This is a genomic window from Streptomyces sp. P17, assembly GCF_032436805.1.
Classification (GTDB): domain Bacteria; phylum Actinomycetota; class Actinomycetes; order Streptomycetales; family Streptomycetaceae; genus Streptomyces.
Genome location: NZ_JAVRBF010000010.1, coordinates 89,944 through 103,492, shown reverse-complemented (window position 1 = coordinate 103,492; position 13,549 = coordinate 89,944). Strand labels below are relative to the sequence as shown.

Genomic DNA, 13,549 nt, shown 5'->3' with positions numbered 1-13,549 from the left:
TCCCCATGGCCGATGCCCCCACCGGCAAAGTGACCTTCGTCGGTGCCGGCCCCGGCGCCGCCGACCTGCTGACGTTCCGTGCCGCGCGTGCCATCGCCGAGGCCGACGTGGTGATCTGGGCGGCCAGCCTGGTCCAGGCGGAGGTCCTCCAGCACGCCCGCGAGGACGCCGAGATCCTCGATTCGGCGACCATGTCCCTTGAGGACGTGGTCGCGGTGTACGAGCGGGCCCGCACCCAGGGCCTGCATGTCGCTCGTATTCACTCCGGTGACCCCGCCCTGTGGGGCGGTACCCAGGAGCAGCTCGACCGGTGTACCGAGAGGGGGATCGCCACCGAGGTGATCCCGGGCGTCTCCGCCTTCTCCGCCGTCGCCGCGCTCGCCCAGCGTGAGCTGACCATTCCCGAGGTGGCGCAGTCCGTCGTCCTGACCCGGCTCGGTGGCGGCAAGACGCCGATGCCGCCCGGTGAGGAGGTGCGGGAGTTCGCCAAGCACGGCACCACCATGGCGATCTTCCTGTCGGCGGCCCGCAGCGGACAGCTCGTGCGGGAGCTGCTGGAGGGCGGCTATCCGACCGACACCCCGGTCGTGGTCGCCTACCAGGCCACCTGGCCGGAGGAGCTGATCGTGCGGTGCACGGTCGGCACGCTGGAGGAGACCGTCAAGGAGCACAAGCTCTGGAAGCACACGCTCTTCCTGGTCGGCCCGGCCCTCGACGCCCACGGCACCCGCTCGCACCTCTACCACCCCGGTCACTTCCATGGCTTCCGCAAGGCCGACCCCGAGGCCCGCAGGGCGCTGCGGGAGCGGGGGGCGGGCACGTGATCACGGTCGTCGGTACGGGGACGGGGGCGCCGGTTCCGGGTGACGTGCTGGACGGGGCGCGGCTCGTCGTGGGCGGGCGGCGGCATCTCGAAGCCGCTCCCCTCCCCGCCGATGCCGAGCAGGTCGTCCTCGGTCCGCCGGCTCCGGCGCTGGACGTCATCGAGCGGCATCTGGAGAAGTCGGACCGGGTGGTCGTGCTGGCCTCCGGCGACCCGGGGTTCTTCGGGATCGTGCGGATGCTGGCCGAGCGGTTCGGGTCCGACGTGCTGGACGTGCGGCCCGGTGTCTCCTCGGTCGCCGCCGCGTTCGCACGGGCCGGGGTGCCGTGGGACGACGCCGTGGTGGTCAGCGCGCACGGGCGGGAGCTGCGTACGGCCGTCAACGTGTGCCGGGCGCGGCCGAAGGTGGCGGTGCTGACGGGCCCCGGGTCCGGTCCCGCCGAGCTGGGGGCCGCCCTGAGGTGCGAGGCGCGGGTCCTGCTCGTCGCCTGCGCGCTGGGCACCGCCGAGGAGCGGGTCGAGCGGGTCACGCCCGCCGAGGCCGCGGCCCGCGACTGGGGTACGGCGGTGAGTGTCGTCCTGTGCCTGGACGAGACGCGCTCGCTGGGGCCGGTGCGTACGGTCGCCGGGCCTCCGGTCGGGCCCGCGGGATGGGCGCTGGACGAGACGGAGTTCGCCCACCGGGACTCGATGATCACCAAGTTCGAGGTGCGGGCGCTGGCCCTGGCGAGGCTCGGGCCCCGGCTCGGCGATCTGGTCTGGGACGTCGGGGCGGGCTCGGGTTCGGTGGCCGTGGAGTGCGCGCGGCTCGGCGCCGCCGTCGCCGCGGTCGAGAAGACCCGGGACGGCATCGAGCGGATCCGCGCCAATGCCGCCGCGCACGGGGTCGACGTACGGGCCGTGCACGGGTCCGCTCCGACGGTGCTGTCCGATCTCGACGATCCCGACGCCGTGTTCATCGGGGGCGGGGGGCAGGAGCTGCCCGCCATCGTGACCGCCTGTGCGCGGCGGGCCCGGCGGACCGTGGTGGTCGCCATGGCGGCGCTGGACCGGGTGCCGGCCGCCCAAGCGGCGCTCGTCGGCGCCGGGTTCGACTGCGACGGGGTGCTGTTGCAGTCCGCGCGGCTCGCGCCGCTGCCGGGGGATGTGTCCCGGCTGGCGGCGACCAATCCTGTTTTTCTGCTGTGGGGCGTCCGGCCCCCGGCTTCTGATGAAGGAGTTGCTCAGTGATCGGCCTGATTTCCGCCACCGCGGCGGGGGCGGCTGCGCGGGACCGGCTGGCCGCGGCGTGGCCGGACCGTACGCGTGTGTACGAGGGTCCCGTCGCGGACTCCGTACGGGCCGCGTTCGCGGAGTGCGAGCAACTCGTGTGTTTCCTGGCCACGGGGGCGGTGGTGCGGCTGGTCGCACCGCTGCTCGGGGACAAGCGGACCGACCCGGGCGTGGTCTGTGTCGACGAGGGCGGGCGGTTCGCCGTGTCGCTGGTCGGCGGACACGGCGGCGACGCCAATGAACTCGCGGACGAGGTCGCGGAGTTGCTGGGGGCGCAGCCCGTGGTGACGACGGCGACCGACGCCGTCGGCCTGCCCGGTCTGGACACGCTCGGCTTCCCTGTGGAGGGTGATGTCGCTGCGGTCTCGCGGGCCCTGCTGGACGGCGAACCGGTCGCTCTGAAGGCTGAGTCGGCGTGGCCGCTGCCCGCGCTGAAGGTCACCGACGAGGGCGCGTACACGGTCCGCCTGACCGACCGTCTCGTCGAGCCCGCCGAGCGCGAGGCCGTCCTGCGCCCGCCGTCCCTCGTCGTGGGCGTCGGTGCCTCGAAGGGGGCCCCGGTGGCGGAGATCCTGGAGCTGATCAACAGCTCTCTGGAGGGTCTGTCGGTGCATTCGGTCGCCCAACTCGCCACCGTGGACGCCAAGTCCGAGGAACCCGGCATCGTCGAGGCGGCCGAGCGGCTGGGCGTCCCGCTGGTCACGTACTCCGCCGCCGAACTCGCGGCCGTCGAGGTCCCCAACCCCTCCGCCGCTCCCCTGGCCGCCGTCGGCACCCCGTCCGTCGCCGAGGCCTCCGCCCTCAGGGACGGCGGTGAACTCCTCGTTCCCAAGCGGAAGTCGGCCATGGCGACCTGTGCGGTCGTACGGCGTCCCGCGCGCGGGCGGCTCGCGGTGGTCGGGCTCGGGCCGGGCGCCCGGGATCTGCTCACCCCGCGCGCGAAGGCCGAGCTGCGGCGCGCTTCCGTGCTCGTTGGGCTCGACCAGTACGTCGACCAGATCCGCGATCTGCTGCGCCCCGGCACCCGGGTGCTGGAGTCGGGGCTCGGGGCCGAGGAGGAGCGGGCGCGGACGGCCGTGGCCGAGGCCCGCGAGGGGCACGCCGTCGCGCTGATCGGCAGCGGGGACGCCGGGGTGTACGCCATGGCCTCCCCCGCGCTGGCGGAGGCGGGCGACGACATCGAGGTGGTCGGGGTGCCCGGGGTCACCGCCGCGCTCGCGGCCGGGGCCATCCTCGGCGCTCCGCTCGGCCACGACCACGTCTCGATCAGCCTGTCCGATCTGCACACCCCGTGGGAGATCATCGAGCGGCGGGTGCGGGCGGCGGCCGAGGCGGACATCGTGGTCACCTTCTACAACCCCCGCTCCCGGGGCCGTGACTGGCAGTTGCCCAAGGCGCTGGCGATCCTCGCCGGGCACCGGGAGCCGACGACGCCCATCGGTGTCGTACGCAACGCCTCACGGCCGGACGAGGCCGCCCGGGTGACGACGCTCAAGGAACTGGACCCGGCGACGGTCGACATGATGACGGTCGTGACCGTGGGCAACACGGCGACCCGGAACATCGCGGGGCGCATGGTGACGCCGCGCGGGTACCGCTGGCAGGAGGATCCGAAGTGAACCGCGTGGTCCACCCGATCGAGGAGGAGTCCTACCGGCGGCTGCGCGCCCGCCTCGACACCTCCCACTTCCCGCCGCTGACCCGGGCCGTCGTGGAGCGGGTCATCCACTCCGCCGCCGATCTGGAGTACGCGGACGATCTCGTCATGGCGGAAGCCGACTTGGTCAAGGCGCACGCCGCACTGCACGCCGGTGCCCCGGTCGTCGTGGACGTCGAGATGGTGGCCGCCGGGATCACCCGGCGGGAGACCGTCTGCCGGCTCGGGGACGCGGTGGCCGGTCCCGGCCTGACGCGCTCGGCGCATGCCATCCGGCTCGCGTACGAGCAGGTCGGCCCCGGCGCCCTGTGGGTGATCGGCAACGCGCCGACCGCCCTGGAGGAGCTGCTGACCCTGGACGCCTCCCCCGCGCTCGTCATCGGCCTGCCCGTCGGTTTCGTCGGCGCGGTCGAGTCCAAGGCCGCGTTGCGCGACAGCGGGCTGCCCGCTGTCAGCAACGTGTCCGAGAAGGGCGGTTCGGCGGTCGCCTCCGCCGCGCTCAACGCCCTCCTGTACCACCCCACTTCACCCGAGGAGAAACCGTGACCACCCCCGCGCCCGCGCTGCTCATCGCCGGCCATGGCACCCGGGACGATGCCGGAGCCGAGGCGTTCCGCGACTTCGTACGGGAGCTGGGCCGCCGCCACCCCGACCTGCCCGTCGCGGGCGGTTTCATCGAGCTGTCCCCGCCGCCGCTCGGCGACGCCGTCACCGACCTGGTCGAGCGGGGCGTACGCCGGTTCGCCGCGGTGCCGCTGATGCTGGTGTCCGCCGGGCACGCCAAAGGTGACATCCCGGCGGCGCTGGCCCGCGAGAAGGAGCGCCACCCCGGGATCTCGTACACCTACGGCCGCCCGCTGGGCCCGCATCCCTCGCTGCTGAACGTGCTGGAGCGGCGGCTGGACGAGGCCCTGGGCGGGCGCGATCCGCAGGAGCGCAGGGACGTCACGGTGCTGCTGGTGGGGCGCGGGTCGACGGATCCGGACGCCAACGCCGAGGTGCACAAGGCGGCCCGGCTGCTGTGGGAGGGGCGCGGGTACGCGGGCGTGGAGACGGCGTTCGTGTCGTTGGCGGCCCCGGACGTGCCGAGCGGCCTGGACCGGTGCGTGAAGCTGGGCGCGAAGCGGATCGTGGTGCTGCCGTACTTCCTGTTCACCGGGATCCTGCCGGACCGGGTGAAGCAGCAGACCGAGGGGTGGGCGGCGGCGCACCCGGAGGTGGAGGTGCGCTCGGCCGAGGTGATCGGTCCGGAGCCGGAGCTGCTGGATCTGGTGATGGAGCGGTACGAGGAGGCCGTCAAGGGCGATCTGCGGATGAACTGCGACTCCTGTGTGTACCGGATCGCGCTGCCGGGGTTCGAGGACAAGGTGGGCCTGCCGCAGCAGCCGCACTTCCACCCCGACGACGACGGCCACCATCACCACCACGGACACCACCACGGGGCCCACTCCCATGCGCACTGAGGACACGCGCACCGGCGGCAGCCACGACCTGCGCCACCACGGGGACGCCGAGGTCCGTGACGACGGCTCGGCCCTGGTCGACCTGGCGGTGAACGTCCGCGCGGACACCCCGCCGCCCTGGCTGCGGGACCGCATCGCCGACTCGCTCGTCTCTCTCGCGGCCTACCCGGACGGGCGGGCCGCGCGGGCGGCGGTGGCGACGCGGCACGGGCTCCCGGTGGAGCGGGTGCTGCTGACGGCGGGCGCCGCGGAGGCGTTCGTGCTGCTGGCGCGCGCTCTGAAGGTCCGCCGGCCCGTGGTCGTGCACCCACAGTTCACCGAGCCGGAGGCCGCGCTGCGGGACGCCGGGCACACGGTGGACCGGGTGCTGCTGCGGGCGGAGGACGGCTTCCGGCTCGACCCGGCGGCCGTCCCCGAGGACGCGGACCTGGTCGTCGTCGGCAATCCGACGAACCCGACGTCGGTCCTGCACCCGGCCGCCTCGATCGCCGGACTCGCCCGCCCCGGGCGGACGTTGGTGGTGGACGAGGCGTTCATGGACGCGGTCCCGGGTGAGCGCGAGGCCCTCGCCGGACGCACGGACGTACCCGGTCTGGTCGTCCTGCGCAGCCTGACCAAGACCTGGGGCCTGGCCGGGCTGCGCATCGGCTACGTCCTCGCCGCCCCGGTGACGATCGCGGCACTGGAGCGGGCCCAGCCGCTGTGGCCGGTGTCCACCCCGGCGCTGGCCGCGGCGGAGGCGTGCGTCGAGCCGCGCGCGCTGGCGGAAGCGGCCCACGCGGCCCACCGCATCGCCGCCGACCGCGCCCATCTCGTGGCGGGCCTGCGGGAGTTCACCCCAGAGGGCCTACAGGTGGCGGAACCGGCGGACGGCCCCTTCGTCCTCGTACGACTGCCGCAGGCGGCGGCCGTACGGCGGCATCTGCGCGACCTGGGGTTCGCGGTGCGCCGTGGGGACACCTTCCCGGGCCTGGACGAGGAGTGGCTGCGGCTCGCGGTGCGGGACCGGTCGACGGTGAACTCCTTTCTCCAGGCGCTGGATCGGGCGCTGGCGCCGGCCCAGAGGTGAGGTGCGGCTCAGCCCTTGCCCCGGCGGGCCAGGGCCACCGCTCCCCCGCCGGCGGCGAGCAGGGCCACCGCGCCGCCCGCGATGTACGGGGTCAGGGAGTTGCCGCCGGTCTCGGCGAGGCCCGCGTCGTCGACGGGGCCGCCCTGGGGCTCCACCTCGGGTTCGTCACTGCGGACCGTGGGTGCTTCACAGGTCGCCTTCGCGAGCGTGACCGTGCCGGTCACCTCGGCCACGTTCAGCTTCAACGGGTTGACGGACACGGTGAGTTCGAGGGCGGTGGCGGCCGCCGTACGCGAGGTGGTCTGCGTCCTGGACAGGTCCAGGCGCACCTCGCCGACGCCGGGCACCTGGACGTCGGTCGTGCCGCCGGTCGTCACGGTGACCTTCTTGCCGAGGACCGTCACCGCGCCGAGGAGGTTGGACGTGGCGGTCGGGGTCTTCCCGGCCTCGCAGGCCGCCCGGGAAGTGACGCCCTCCAGCTCGATGAGGGACAGCAGGGGCAGCCCCGGGACATGGAGCTTGGCGCGCGCGAGGTTGGTGCGGCCCTCGGCCTTGGCGTCGGTGACCGTCGCCTTCGCCGAGGCCACGTCGGCCCGCAGGACGCTGAACGGCTCTCCGCCGTCCACGCCGTCCAACTGGGCGGTGAGCGCGGTCTTCTCGGCGCTCTGCGGCGCCTGGACCTCGTTGAGGGAGACCGCGAGCGGGACGTTCACGGTCTTGTTGAGCAGGGACACGTCGAGCCCGGTGCGCAGCACGACGGCGCTCGCCCGGCCCTGGTCGTCGGTGGCGTGCGCGGAGCCCGCGCCGGCCAGTGCCACTGGTCCGGCGGCGAGGGCCGTGGCCGCCGCGACGGTCGCGAATCGGCGTGCGGGCATGCGGAAGTGGTTGCCGTTCAAGGTGGTGGGACCCCCAGAGAGACATGCTTGGGACCCGGTAAGAATCGCGTGCCCGGAGGTGTTCGTCAGCAAGCTGACGAGGGTTCACTCCAACGTGACCATTTAGTGCACATCTTCGAATCCCTGGGCACGCACGTTCTCCACAGTCACCCGGTCAACTCACGACGCGGCCGTTCAGCACGATCCGCCGCGGCGCGGCCAGCACCCGTACATCGGCCCTCGGGTCCGTCTCGTACACCACCAGGTCCGCCGGCGCGCCCTCGTCGAGACCCGGGCGCCCGAGCCAGCGCCGTGCGCCCCAAGTCGTCGCCGAGAGCGCCTGGGTGGCGGGAATGCCCGCGGTGACCAGTTCCTCCACCTCGGCGGCGACCAGGCCGTGCGGCAGGGTGCCGCCGGCGTCGGTGCCGACGAAGACCGGGATACCGGCGTCGTAGGCGTTGCGGACGGTGTCGTAGCGGCGTGCGTGGAGCCGGCGCATATGGGCCGACCAGCGGGGGAACTTGCTCTCGCCGCCCTCGGCGAGCTTGGGGAAGGTCGCGATGTTGACCAGGGTCGGCACGATGGCGACGCCGCGCTCGGCGAACAGCGGGATCAGGTCGTCGGTCAGGCCCGTGGCGTGCTCGATGCAGTCGATGCCCGCCTCCACCAGGTCCTGGAGGGAGTTCTCGGCGAAGCAGTGCGCTGTGACCCGGGCGCCGAGCCGATGGGCCTCGGCGATGGCCGCCTCGACCGCCTCGCGCGGCCAGCTGGGGGCGAGGTCGCCGAGATCGCGGTCGATCCAGTCGCCGACCAGCTTCACCCAGCCGTCGCCGCGACGGGCCTCCCGCGCCACGTGGGCGACCAGGTCCTCGGGCTCGATCTCGTGGGCGTAGCCGCGGATGTAGCGGCGCGTGCGGGCGATGTGGCGGCCCGCCCGGATGATCTTCGGGAGGTCGTCGCGGTCGTCCACCCAGCGGGTGTCCGACGGGGAGCCGGCGTCGCGGATCAGCAGGGCGCCGGCCTCGCGGTCGGTCAGCGCCTGCTTCTCCGCGATGTCCTGGTCCACGGGGCCGTGGGCGCCGAGCCCGACGTGACAGTGCGCGTCGACGAGGCCGGGCAGGGCCCAGCCCTCAACGGTCCGGACATCACGGGCGCCGACGGGAGGTTCGTAGGAGATCCTGCCGTCGACGACCCACAGCTCGTCCCGGACGTCGTCGGGACCGACCAGGATCCGGCCCTTCACCTGCAGCACACCGCTCATGCAGTGCACCTTAGTCAGGTGCCGCCGCCCACCTGGTCCGAGGTCTCCTCCTCCACCTCTGCCATCGCCGGGTCCAGCAGACGGGAGAGGAAGTGGCGGGTGCGTTCGTGGCGGGGGCTGCCGATGACCTGGTCCGGGGTGCCCTCCTCGACGATCACACCGCCGTCCATGAAGACGACCCGGTCGGCGACCTCGCGGGCGAAGGTCATCTCGTGGGTGACCACCATCATCGTCATGCCCTCGTTCGCCAGCATGCGCATGACCGCGAGGACATCGCCGACCAGCTCCGGGTCGAGGGCCGAGGTCGGCTCGTCAAAGAGCATCACCTCGGGGCCCACGGCCAGCGAACGGGCGATGGCCACGCGCTGCTGCTGACCGCCGGAGAGGGAGGCCGGGTAGGCGTCCGCCTTCTCCGAGAGGCCCACCCGCTCCAGGTTCTCGGCGGCCACCTTCGCGGCCTGAACCTTGCCGCGCCGCAGGACCCGGCGCTGCGGCAGCGTGAGGTTCTCGGTCACGGTCAGATGCGGGAAGAGGTTGAACTGCTGGAAGACCATGCCGATACGACGGCGTACGGCGTCGATGTCGACGTCCGGGTCGGTGAGTTCCGTACCGCCGACGAAGACCTGGCCCTTGGTGGGCTCCTCCAGCAGGTTCACGCACCGCAGCAGCGTCGACTTGCCGGAGCCGGACGGGCCGATGACACAGACGACCTCGCCCTGCTGGATCTCCAGGTCGATGCCTTTGAGGACCTCGTTGTCGCCGAAGGACTTGTGCAGGTCCTTGACGTGGATCTCGGGGCGGGTCACCTGATGGCCTCCTGGGCCTTCGTCTCCATGCGGCGTACGACGAAGCCGAGCGGGATCGTCACCAGCAGGTAGCACAGGCCGGCGACGAGGATCGGCGTGGAGTTGGCGGTCGTGCTGGCGAGGTCACGGCCGTACTTGGACAGCTCGCGCTCCTCCAGGGTGACACCGAGGAACAGCACCAGCGAGGAGTCCTTGAAGAGCAGGACGAGTTCGTTGGTCAGCGGCGGGAGGATGATCCGGAACGCCTGCGGGATGATGATGGAGACCATCGCGCGGGCGGGCGAGAAGCCCAGCGAGCGGGCCGCCTCCATCTGCCCCTTGGGCACCGCCTGGATGCCCGCGCGGATCGTCTCCGCCATGTACGCGGCGGAGACCAGACCGAGCGCGAGCGCGACCTTGCCGTAGGTGCCGCCGGGGATCTCCGTGCCGGGGAAGGCCAGCGGTACGGCGACGCCCACGAAGATGAAGATCAGCAGGGCGGGCAGACCGCGGAAGATCTCGATGTAGATGCCGGCGAGCCAGCGGTACGGGCCCACGGACGACAGCCGCATCAGCGCGATCACCATGCCGAGGACCAGTCCGAAGACAAAGCCGGACAAGGTGTACAGCACGGTGTTCTTCAGCGCCAGCGTGATGATCTCCGGGAACATCTGCTCGGCGATGTCCGCCTGCGCGAACTGGTTCTGCAGCCGGTCCCAGTCGGCCGCGACCGCGAAGGCGATCACGGCCGCGGCGAAGACCGCGTACTGGATGCCGCGGGACAGCTTGCGCCTCTGACGCCGGGTCAGGCCCTTTTTCTTCGGCTGGAGTTGTACGTCGGTGTCGGCCATGGGGTCAGGAGGCGGACGCGCTCGGCGAGGCGGCGGACTCTTCGTACGGGCCGATCCACTTCTCGTAGATCTCCTTGTACGTGCCGTCGGCCTTGGCGTCGGCGATCGCCTTGTTGATGGCGGCGAGGAGCTCGGTGTTGCCCTTCTTCACCGTGAAGCCGTACTGCTCACCGGTGTTGATCTGCTCGGCGACCTCGAAGGCGTCGGCGTTGGCCTTGTCCTTCAGCCAGCCCTGGACCACCGGGTAGTCGATGATGACGGCGTCGACCTGGCCGGTGCGCAGACCGTTGAGGACGGCGTCGGAGGAGTCGAAGGAGACCGGGTCGAGGCCCTGGCTCCTGGCGTAGTCCTCACCGGTGGTCTGCGCCTGGGCGCCGACCTTCTTGCCCTTGAGGTCGGCGAAGGACGCGATGCCGCTGTCCTTGTCGGCGAGGACGGCCTGGGTGGCCTCGAAGTACGGGTCCGAGAAGTCGACGTTCTTTTTGCGCTCCTCGGTGATGGTCATACCGGCGGCGGCCAGGTCGCACTGGCCGGCGTTGAGGGAGCCGCCCGTCTTGAAGTTCTCGAAGGGCTGGTCGACGATGTCCTGCTGCACGCCCAGGTCCTCCGCGACCAGGTCGATGAGCGAGACGTCGAAGCCCTGCACCTTGCCGTCGATCTCCGACTGGAAGGGCGGGTAGGGCAGGTGGGTGCAGGTGGTGAGCCGGCCCGCCTTGACGAGCTCGACGCCACCGGCGGCGGTCTTGGTGCCGCTGCCGCCGTCGTCGTCCGAGGAGCAGCCGGCCACGAGCACCAGCCCGGCCGTCGCGGTGGTTGCGGCCAGAATGCGGGTCCGGCGCCCGAAGGTCGTCTTCACGGGGGAGCCTCCTGTACGGGAACTGTGCGTTCCGATTATAAGGAGAAGTTTGAGCAGCTCAAACCAAACCATGGCTGTCGAGGCGTTCGGCCTAAGAAGTCGGGAGTACGGGGGGGGTGTGACCGCGCCGACTAGGCTCGACTCCGTCGACCCCGTGACCGAGAAGAGAGCACCGCCGTGACCCACCCCTTCCTGGACCTCGCCCCGCTGAGCGCAGCGCAGTTCGCCTCGATCGAGGACCGGGTGGCACGGCTGCTGGGCACGCGGCAGGACGTGGTGATCATGCAGGGCGAGGCGCTGCTCCCCCTGGAGGGCGCGATCCGCTCCGCGGCGGGCCCCGGCACCACCGCGCTGAACGTGATCACCGGCCCCTACGGCCAGACCTTCGGCGACTGGCTCCGGGACTGCGGCGCCAAGGTGATCGACCTGGCGGTCCCCTTCCACACGGCGGTCACGGCGGCGCAGATCTCCGAGGCCTTCGCCGAGCACCCGGAGATCGGCTTCGTCTCCCTGGTGCACGCGGAGGCGGCGACGGGGAACACGAACCCGGTGGCGGAGATCGGTTCCGTGGTGCGCGCACACGGGGCGCTCTTCTACCTGGACGCGGTGGCGTCGATCGGCGCGGAGCCGGTGCTGCCGGACGCGTGGGGTGTCGACCTGTGCGTGATCGGGGCGCAGAAGGCGATGGGCGGTCCGGCGGGTGTGTCGGCGGTGTCGGTGAGCGAGCGGGCGTGGACGCGCATGGCGGCGAACGCCCAGGCCCCGCGCCGCTCGTACCTGTCGTTGCTGGACTGGAAGGAGCGCTGGATCGACGGCGGCCGGCGCACCCTGCTGCACGCTCCGGCGCAGCTGGAGATGCTGGCGCTGGACGCGTGCGTCGAGCGGATCGAGGCGGAGGGCCTGGACGCGGTGATGGCCCGGCACGCCTCGGCCGCGGCGGCGACGCGGGCGGGGGCGGTGGCGCTGGGTGAAGGCCTGGAGCCGTACGTCCACGAGGCGCGGGAGGCGGCGCCGGTCGCGACGACGCTCCGCACCCCGCCGGGCGTGGTGGCGTCGGAACTGGTGACCCGGGCCCTGTCCTCCGACCCCTCGCTGCCGCTGGCGGCGGGTGGGGGCGCGCTGGCCAAGGAGATGATCCGGGTGAACCACTACGGGGCGGATGCGACGGCGGAGACGGTACGGCGGTGCCTGGGGGCGCTGGGGGCGGCGCTTGCGGAGGCCGGCCGGCGGTAGGGGCGAGAAACAGTCCCTCCTCGTGCACCCGGCCGTCCGCATGGACCATGCTCACCCCATGACTGCCGACACCTCCCTCACCCTCCCCGACGGCCGCCCCATTCCCCTCCCCACCGGTGCCGAACGTCCCATGCTGGAGAGCTGGTTGGACTTTCACCGGGGCACGCTGGAGGTGAAGTGCGCCTCGCTCGACGACGCGCAGGTGCGGACCGCGTCCGCCGAGCCCTCCGAACTCACCCTGCTGGGGCTGGTGCAGCACATGGCGGAGGTGGAGCGGAACTGGTTCCAGCGGGCGTTCGGGGCCGTGGGGCCGGAGCCCGTCTTCGAGGAGGAGAGCGGGTACCGGCTCCGCCCGGAGCGGGGGCTCGACGAGGCGCTCGACATCTGGCGGCGGGAGATCGCTCGCGGGCGGGAGGTGTGTGCCGGGCGTTCGCTCGACGAAGTCGGGCACATCCCGGGCGGCGGGCCGATCTGCGGGATGGAGGTCGGTCTGCGCTGGGTCCTCATTCACATGATCGAGGAGTACGCCCGGCACAACGGCCACGCCGACATCCTGCGCGAGCGCATCGACGGAGTTACCGGGACCTGAATTCGGCGTAATTCCGAATTGTTTTTGGGGGGCAGCTTCCCGTTCTCTTCTGCCCGCTTTTCATGGACCTAAACGCAAAGATTTCGCGAACGCCAACCGGAGTAATTCGGACAGGTCTCGTGCAGATTACATGGCTGTGACGCGTTACACATCCTGCCCGTTTTGCACTCTATATCCCTGAAAAACAGGGCACTTCACCCCCGCGCGAGTAACATATCGGGCCCAGCCGCGGAACCCCCCACCTCCATGCATTTTTGAATTTCTCTCGGTAAGTTCAATTCGCATGACTGCCGCACAAGCAGACCTGCAAATCGACCGGCCCGTGGTGGCCGACGGCGCCGCGTTGTGGCGGATCGCCAAGGACTCCAAGGCCCTCGACCTGAACTCGTCCTACAGCTATCTGCTGTGGTGCCGCGACTTCGCCGGCACATCGGCGGTCGCGCGCGACGAGCGCGGGGAGCCGGTCGGCTTCGTCACCGGCTACGTACGGCCGGACCGTCCGCACACCCTGCTCGTCTGGCAGGTGGCCGTGGACGACGCGTACCGCGGCCGCGGGATCGCCGCCGCCCTGCTCGACGGGCTCGCCGCCCGGGTCGGCGGCGAGTACGGCGTCACCCGCGTCGAGACCACCATCACCCCCGGCAACACCGCCTCCGAGCGGCTGTTCGCCTCCTTCGCCGAACGGCACGGCGCCGCGATGGAGCGCGAGGTGCTGTTCGAGACGGGCCTGTTCCCCGACGGGCCGCACGACCCCGAAGTCCTGTACCGCATCGGTCCCCTCCCCCACTGACCTCCCCCACGCATCGAGGAGCGAT

At 72.0% G+C, this 13,549-nt stretch carries 14 protein-coding genes; 9 read left to right on the top strand and 5 right to left on the bottom strand.

Annotation, left to right across the window (positions count from 1 at the left end; all coding sequences use genetic code 11):
• The first annotated feature begins 5 nt into the window (after nucleotides 1-5).
• From cobM to cobC, 6 genes are read left to right on the top strand one after another with little or no spacing between them, the layout of a single operon-like run.
• Nucleotides 6-824, top strand: a complete 819-nt coding sequence (cobM, locus tag RMT89_RS09000) for a precorrin-4 C(11)-methyltransferase (protein WP_315883263.1) — start codon at nucleotides 6-8, stop codon at nucleotides 822-824.
• Nucleotides 821-2,053 (top strand): precorrin-6y C5,15-methyltransferase (decarboxylating) subunit CbiE, encoded by a 1,233-nt coding sequence (gene cbiE / locus RMT89_RS08995; RefSeq protein ID WP_315883262.1) that lies wholly within the window; start codon nucleotides 821-823, stop codon nucleotides 2,051-2,053. Before cobM ends, cbiE begins: the two co-directional genes overlap by 4 nt.
• Entirely contained in the window at nucleotides 2,050-3,714 is a 1,665-nt protein-coding gene (cobJ, locus tag RMT89_RS08990; RefSeq protein ID WP_315883261.1) for a precorrin-3B C(17)-methyltransferase, read from the top strand. The genes cbiE and cobJ overlap by 4 nt, the downstream gene beginning before the upstream one ends.
• On the top strand, nucleotides 3,711-4,298 hold the full coding sequence (locus RMT89_RS08985) for a precorrin-8X methylmutase (RefSeq protein WP_315883260.1): 588 nt from the start codon (nucleotides 3,711-3,713) through the stop codon (nucleotides 4,296-4,298). The genes cobJ and RMT89_RS08985 overlap by 4 nt, the downstream gene beginning before the upstream one ends.
• Nucleotides 4,295-5,215, top strand: a complete 921-nt coding sequence (locus RMT89_RS08980) for a sirohydrochlorin chelatase (RefSeq protein ID WP_315883259.1) — start codon at nucleotides 4,295-4,297, stop codon at nucleotides 5,213-5,215. The genes RMT89_RS08985 and RMT89_RS08980 overlap by 4 nt, the downstream gene beginning before the upstream one ends.
• Nucleotides 5,205-6,284, top strand: coding sequence for an Rv2231c family pyridoxal phosphate-dependent protein CobC (gene cobC / locus RMT89_RS08975; protein ID WP_315883258.1), 1,080 nt, complete (start codon nucleotides 5,205-5,207; stop codon nucleotides 6,282-6,284). Before RMT89_RS08980 ends, cobC begins: the two co-directional genes overlap by 11 nt.
• Before the next feature lie 8 nt (nucleotides 6,285-6,292).
• Here the strand turns inward: cobC and RMT89_RS08970 are convergent, their stop codons facing one another.
• From RMT89_RS08970 to RMT89_RS08950, 5 genes are all read right to left on the bottom strand, one after another.
• Nucleotides 6,293-7,180: an SCO1860 family LAETG-anchored protein gene (locus RMT89_RS08970; protein WP_315883257.1), complete on the bottom strand. Its 888-nt coding sequence runs from the start codon at nucleotides 7,178-7,180 to the stop codon at nucleotides 6,293-6,295.
• 154 nt (nucleotides 7,181-7,334) lie between these two features.
• Nucleotides 7,335-8,420 (bottom strand): amidohydrolase family protein, encoded by a 1,086-nt coding sequence (locus tag RMT89_RS08965; protein WP_315883256.1) that lies wholly within the window; start codon nucleotides 8,418-8,420, stop codon nucleotides 7,335-7,337.
• 14 nt (nucleotides 8,421-8,434) lie between these two features.
• Entirely contained in the window at nucleotides 8,435-9,226 is a 792-nt protein-coding gene (locus RMT89_RS08960) for an amino acid ABC transporter ATP-binding protein (protein WP_315883255.1), read from the bottom strand.
• A complete protein-coding gene (locus tag RMT89_RS08955; protein ID WP_315883254.1) occupies nucleotides 9,223-10,056 on the bottom strand; it encodes an amino acid ABC transporter permease in 834 nt (277 codons plus the stop codon). Before RMT89_RS08955 ends, RMT89_RS08960 begins: the two co-directional genes overlap by 4 nt.
• 4 nt (nucleotides 10,057-10,060) lie before the next feature.
• A complete protein-coding gene (locus tag RMT89_RS08950; RefSeq protein ID WP_315883253.1) occupies nucleotides 10,061-10,912 on the bottom strand; it encodes a basic amino acid ABC transporter substrate-binding protein in 852 nt (283 codons plus the stop codon).
• 177 nt (nucleotides 10,913-11,089) lie between these two features.
• On the opposite strand from RMT89_RS08950, the gene RMT89_RS08945 reads away from it, so the two are divergent.
• The 3 genes from RMT89_RS08945 to ectA all read left to right on the top strand — a co-directional run bounded on the left by RMT89_RS08945 (nucleotide 11,090) and on the right by ectA (nucleotide 13,524).
• Nucleotides 11,090-12,145: an aminotransferase class V-fold PLP-dependent enzyme gene (locus RMT89_RS08945; protein ID WP_315883252.1), complete on the top strand. Its 1,056-nt coding sequence runs from the start codon at nucleotides 11,090-11,092 to the stop codon at nucleotides 12,143-12,145.
• Between the two features lie 58 nt (nucleotides 12,146-12,203).
• Nucleotides 12,204-12,734, top strand: coding sequence for a DinB family protein (locus RMT89_RS08940; RefSeq protein WP_315883251.1), 531 nt, complete (start codon nucleotides 12,204-12,206; stop codon nucleotides 12,732-12,734).
• Nucleotides 12,735-13,017: 283 nt separating this feature from the next.
• Nucleotides 13,018-13,524, top strand: a complete 507-nt coding sequence (ectA, locus tag RMT89_RS08935; RefSeq protein ID WP_315883250.1) for a diaminobutyrate acetyltransferase — start codon at nucleotides 13,018-13,020, stop codon at nucleotides 13,522-13,524.
• Nucleotides 13,525-13,549 lie beyond the last annotated feature (25 nt).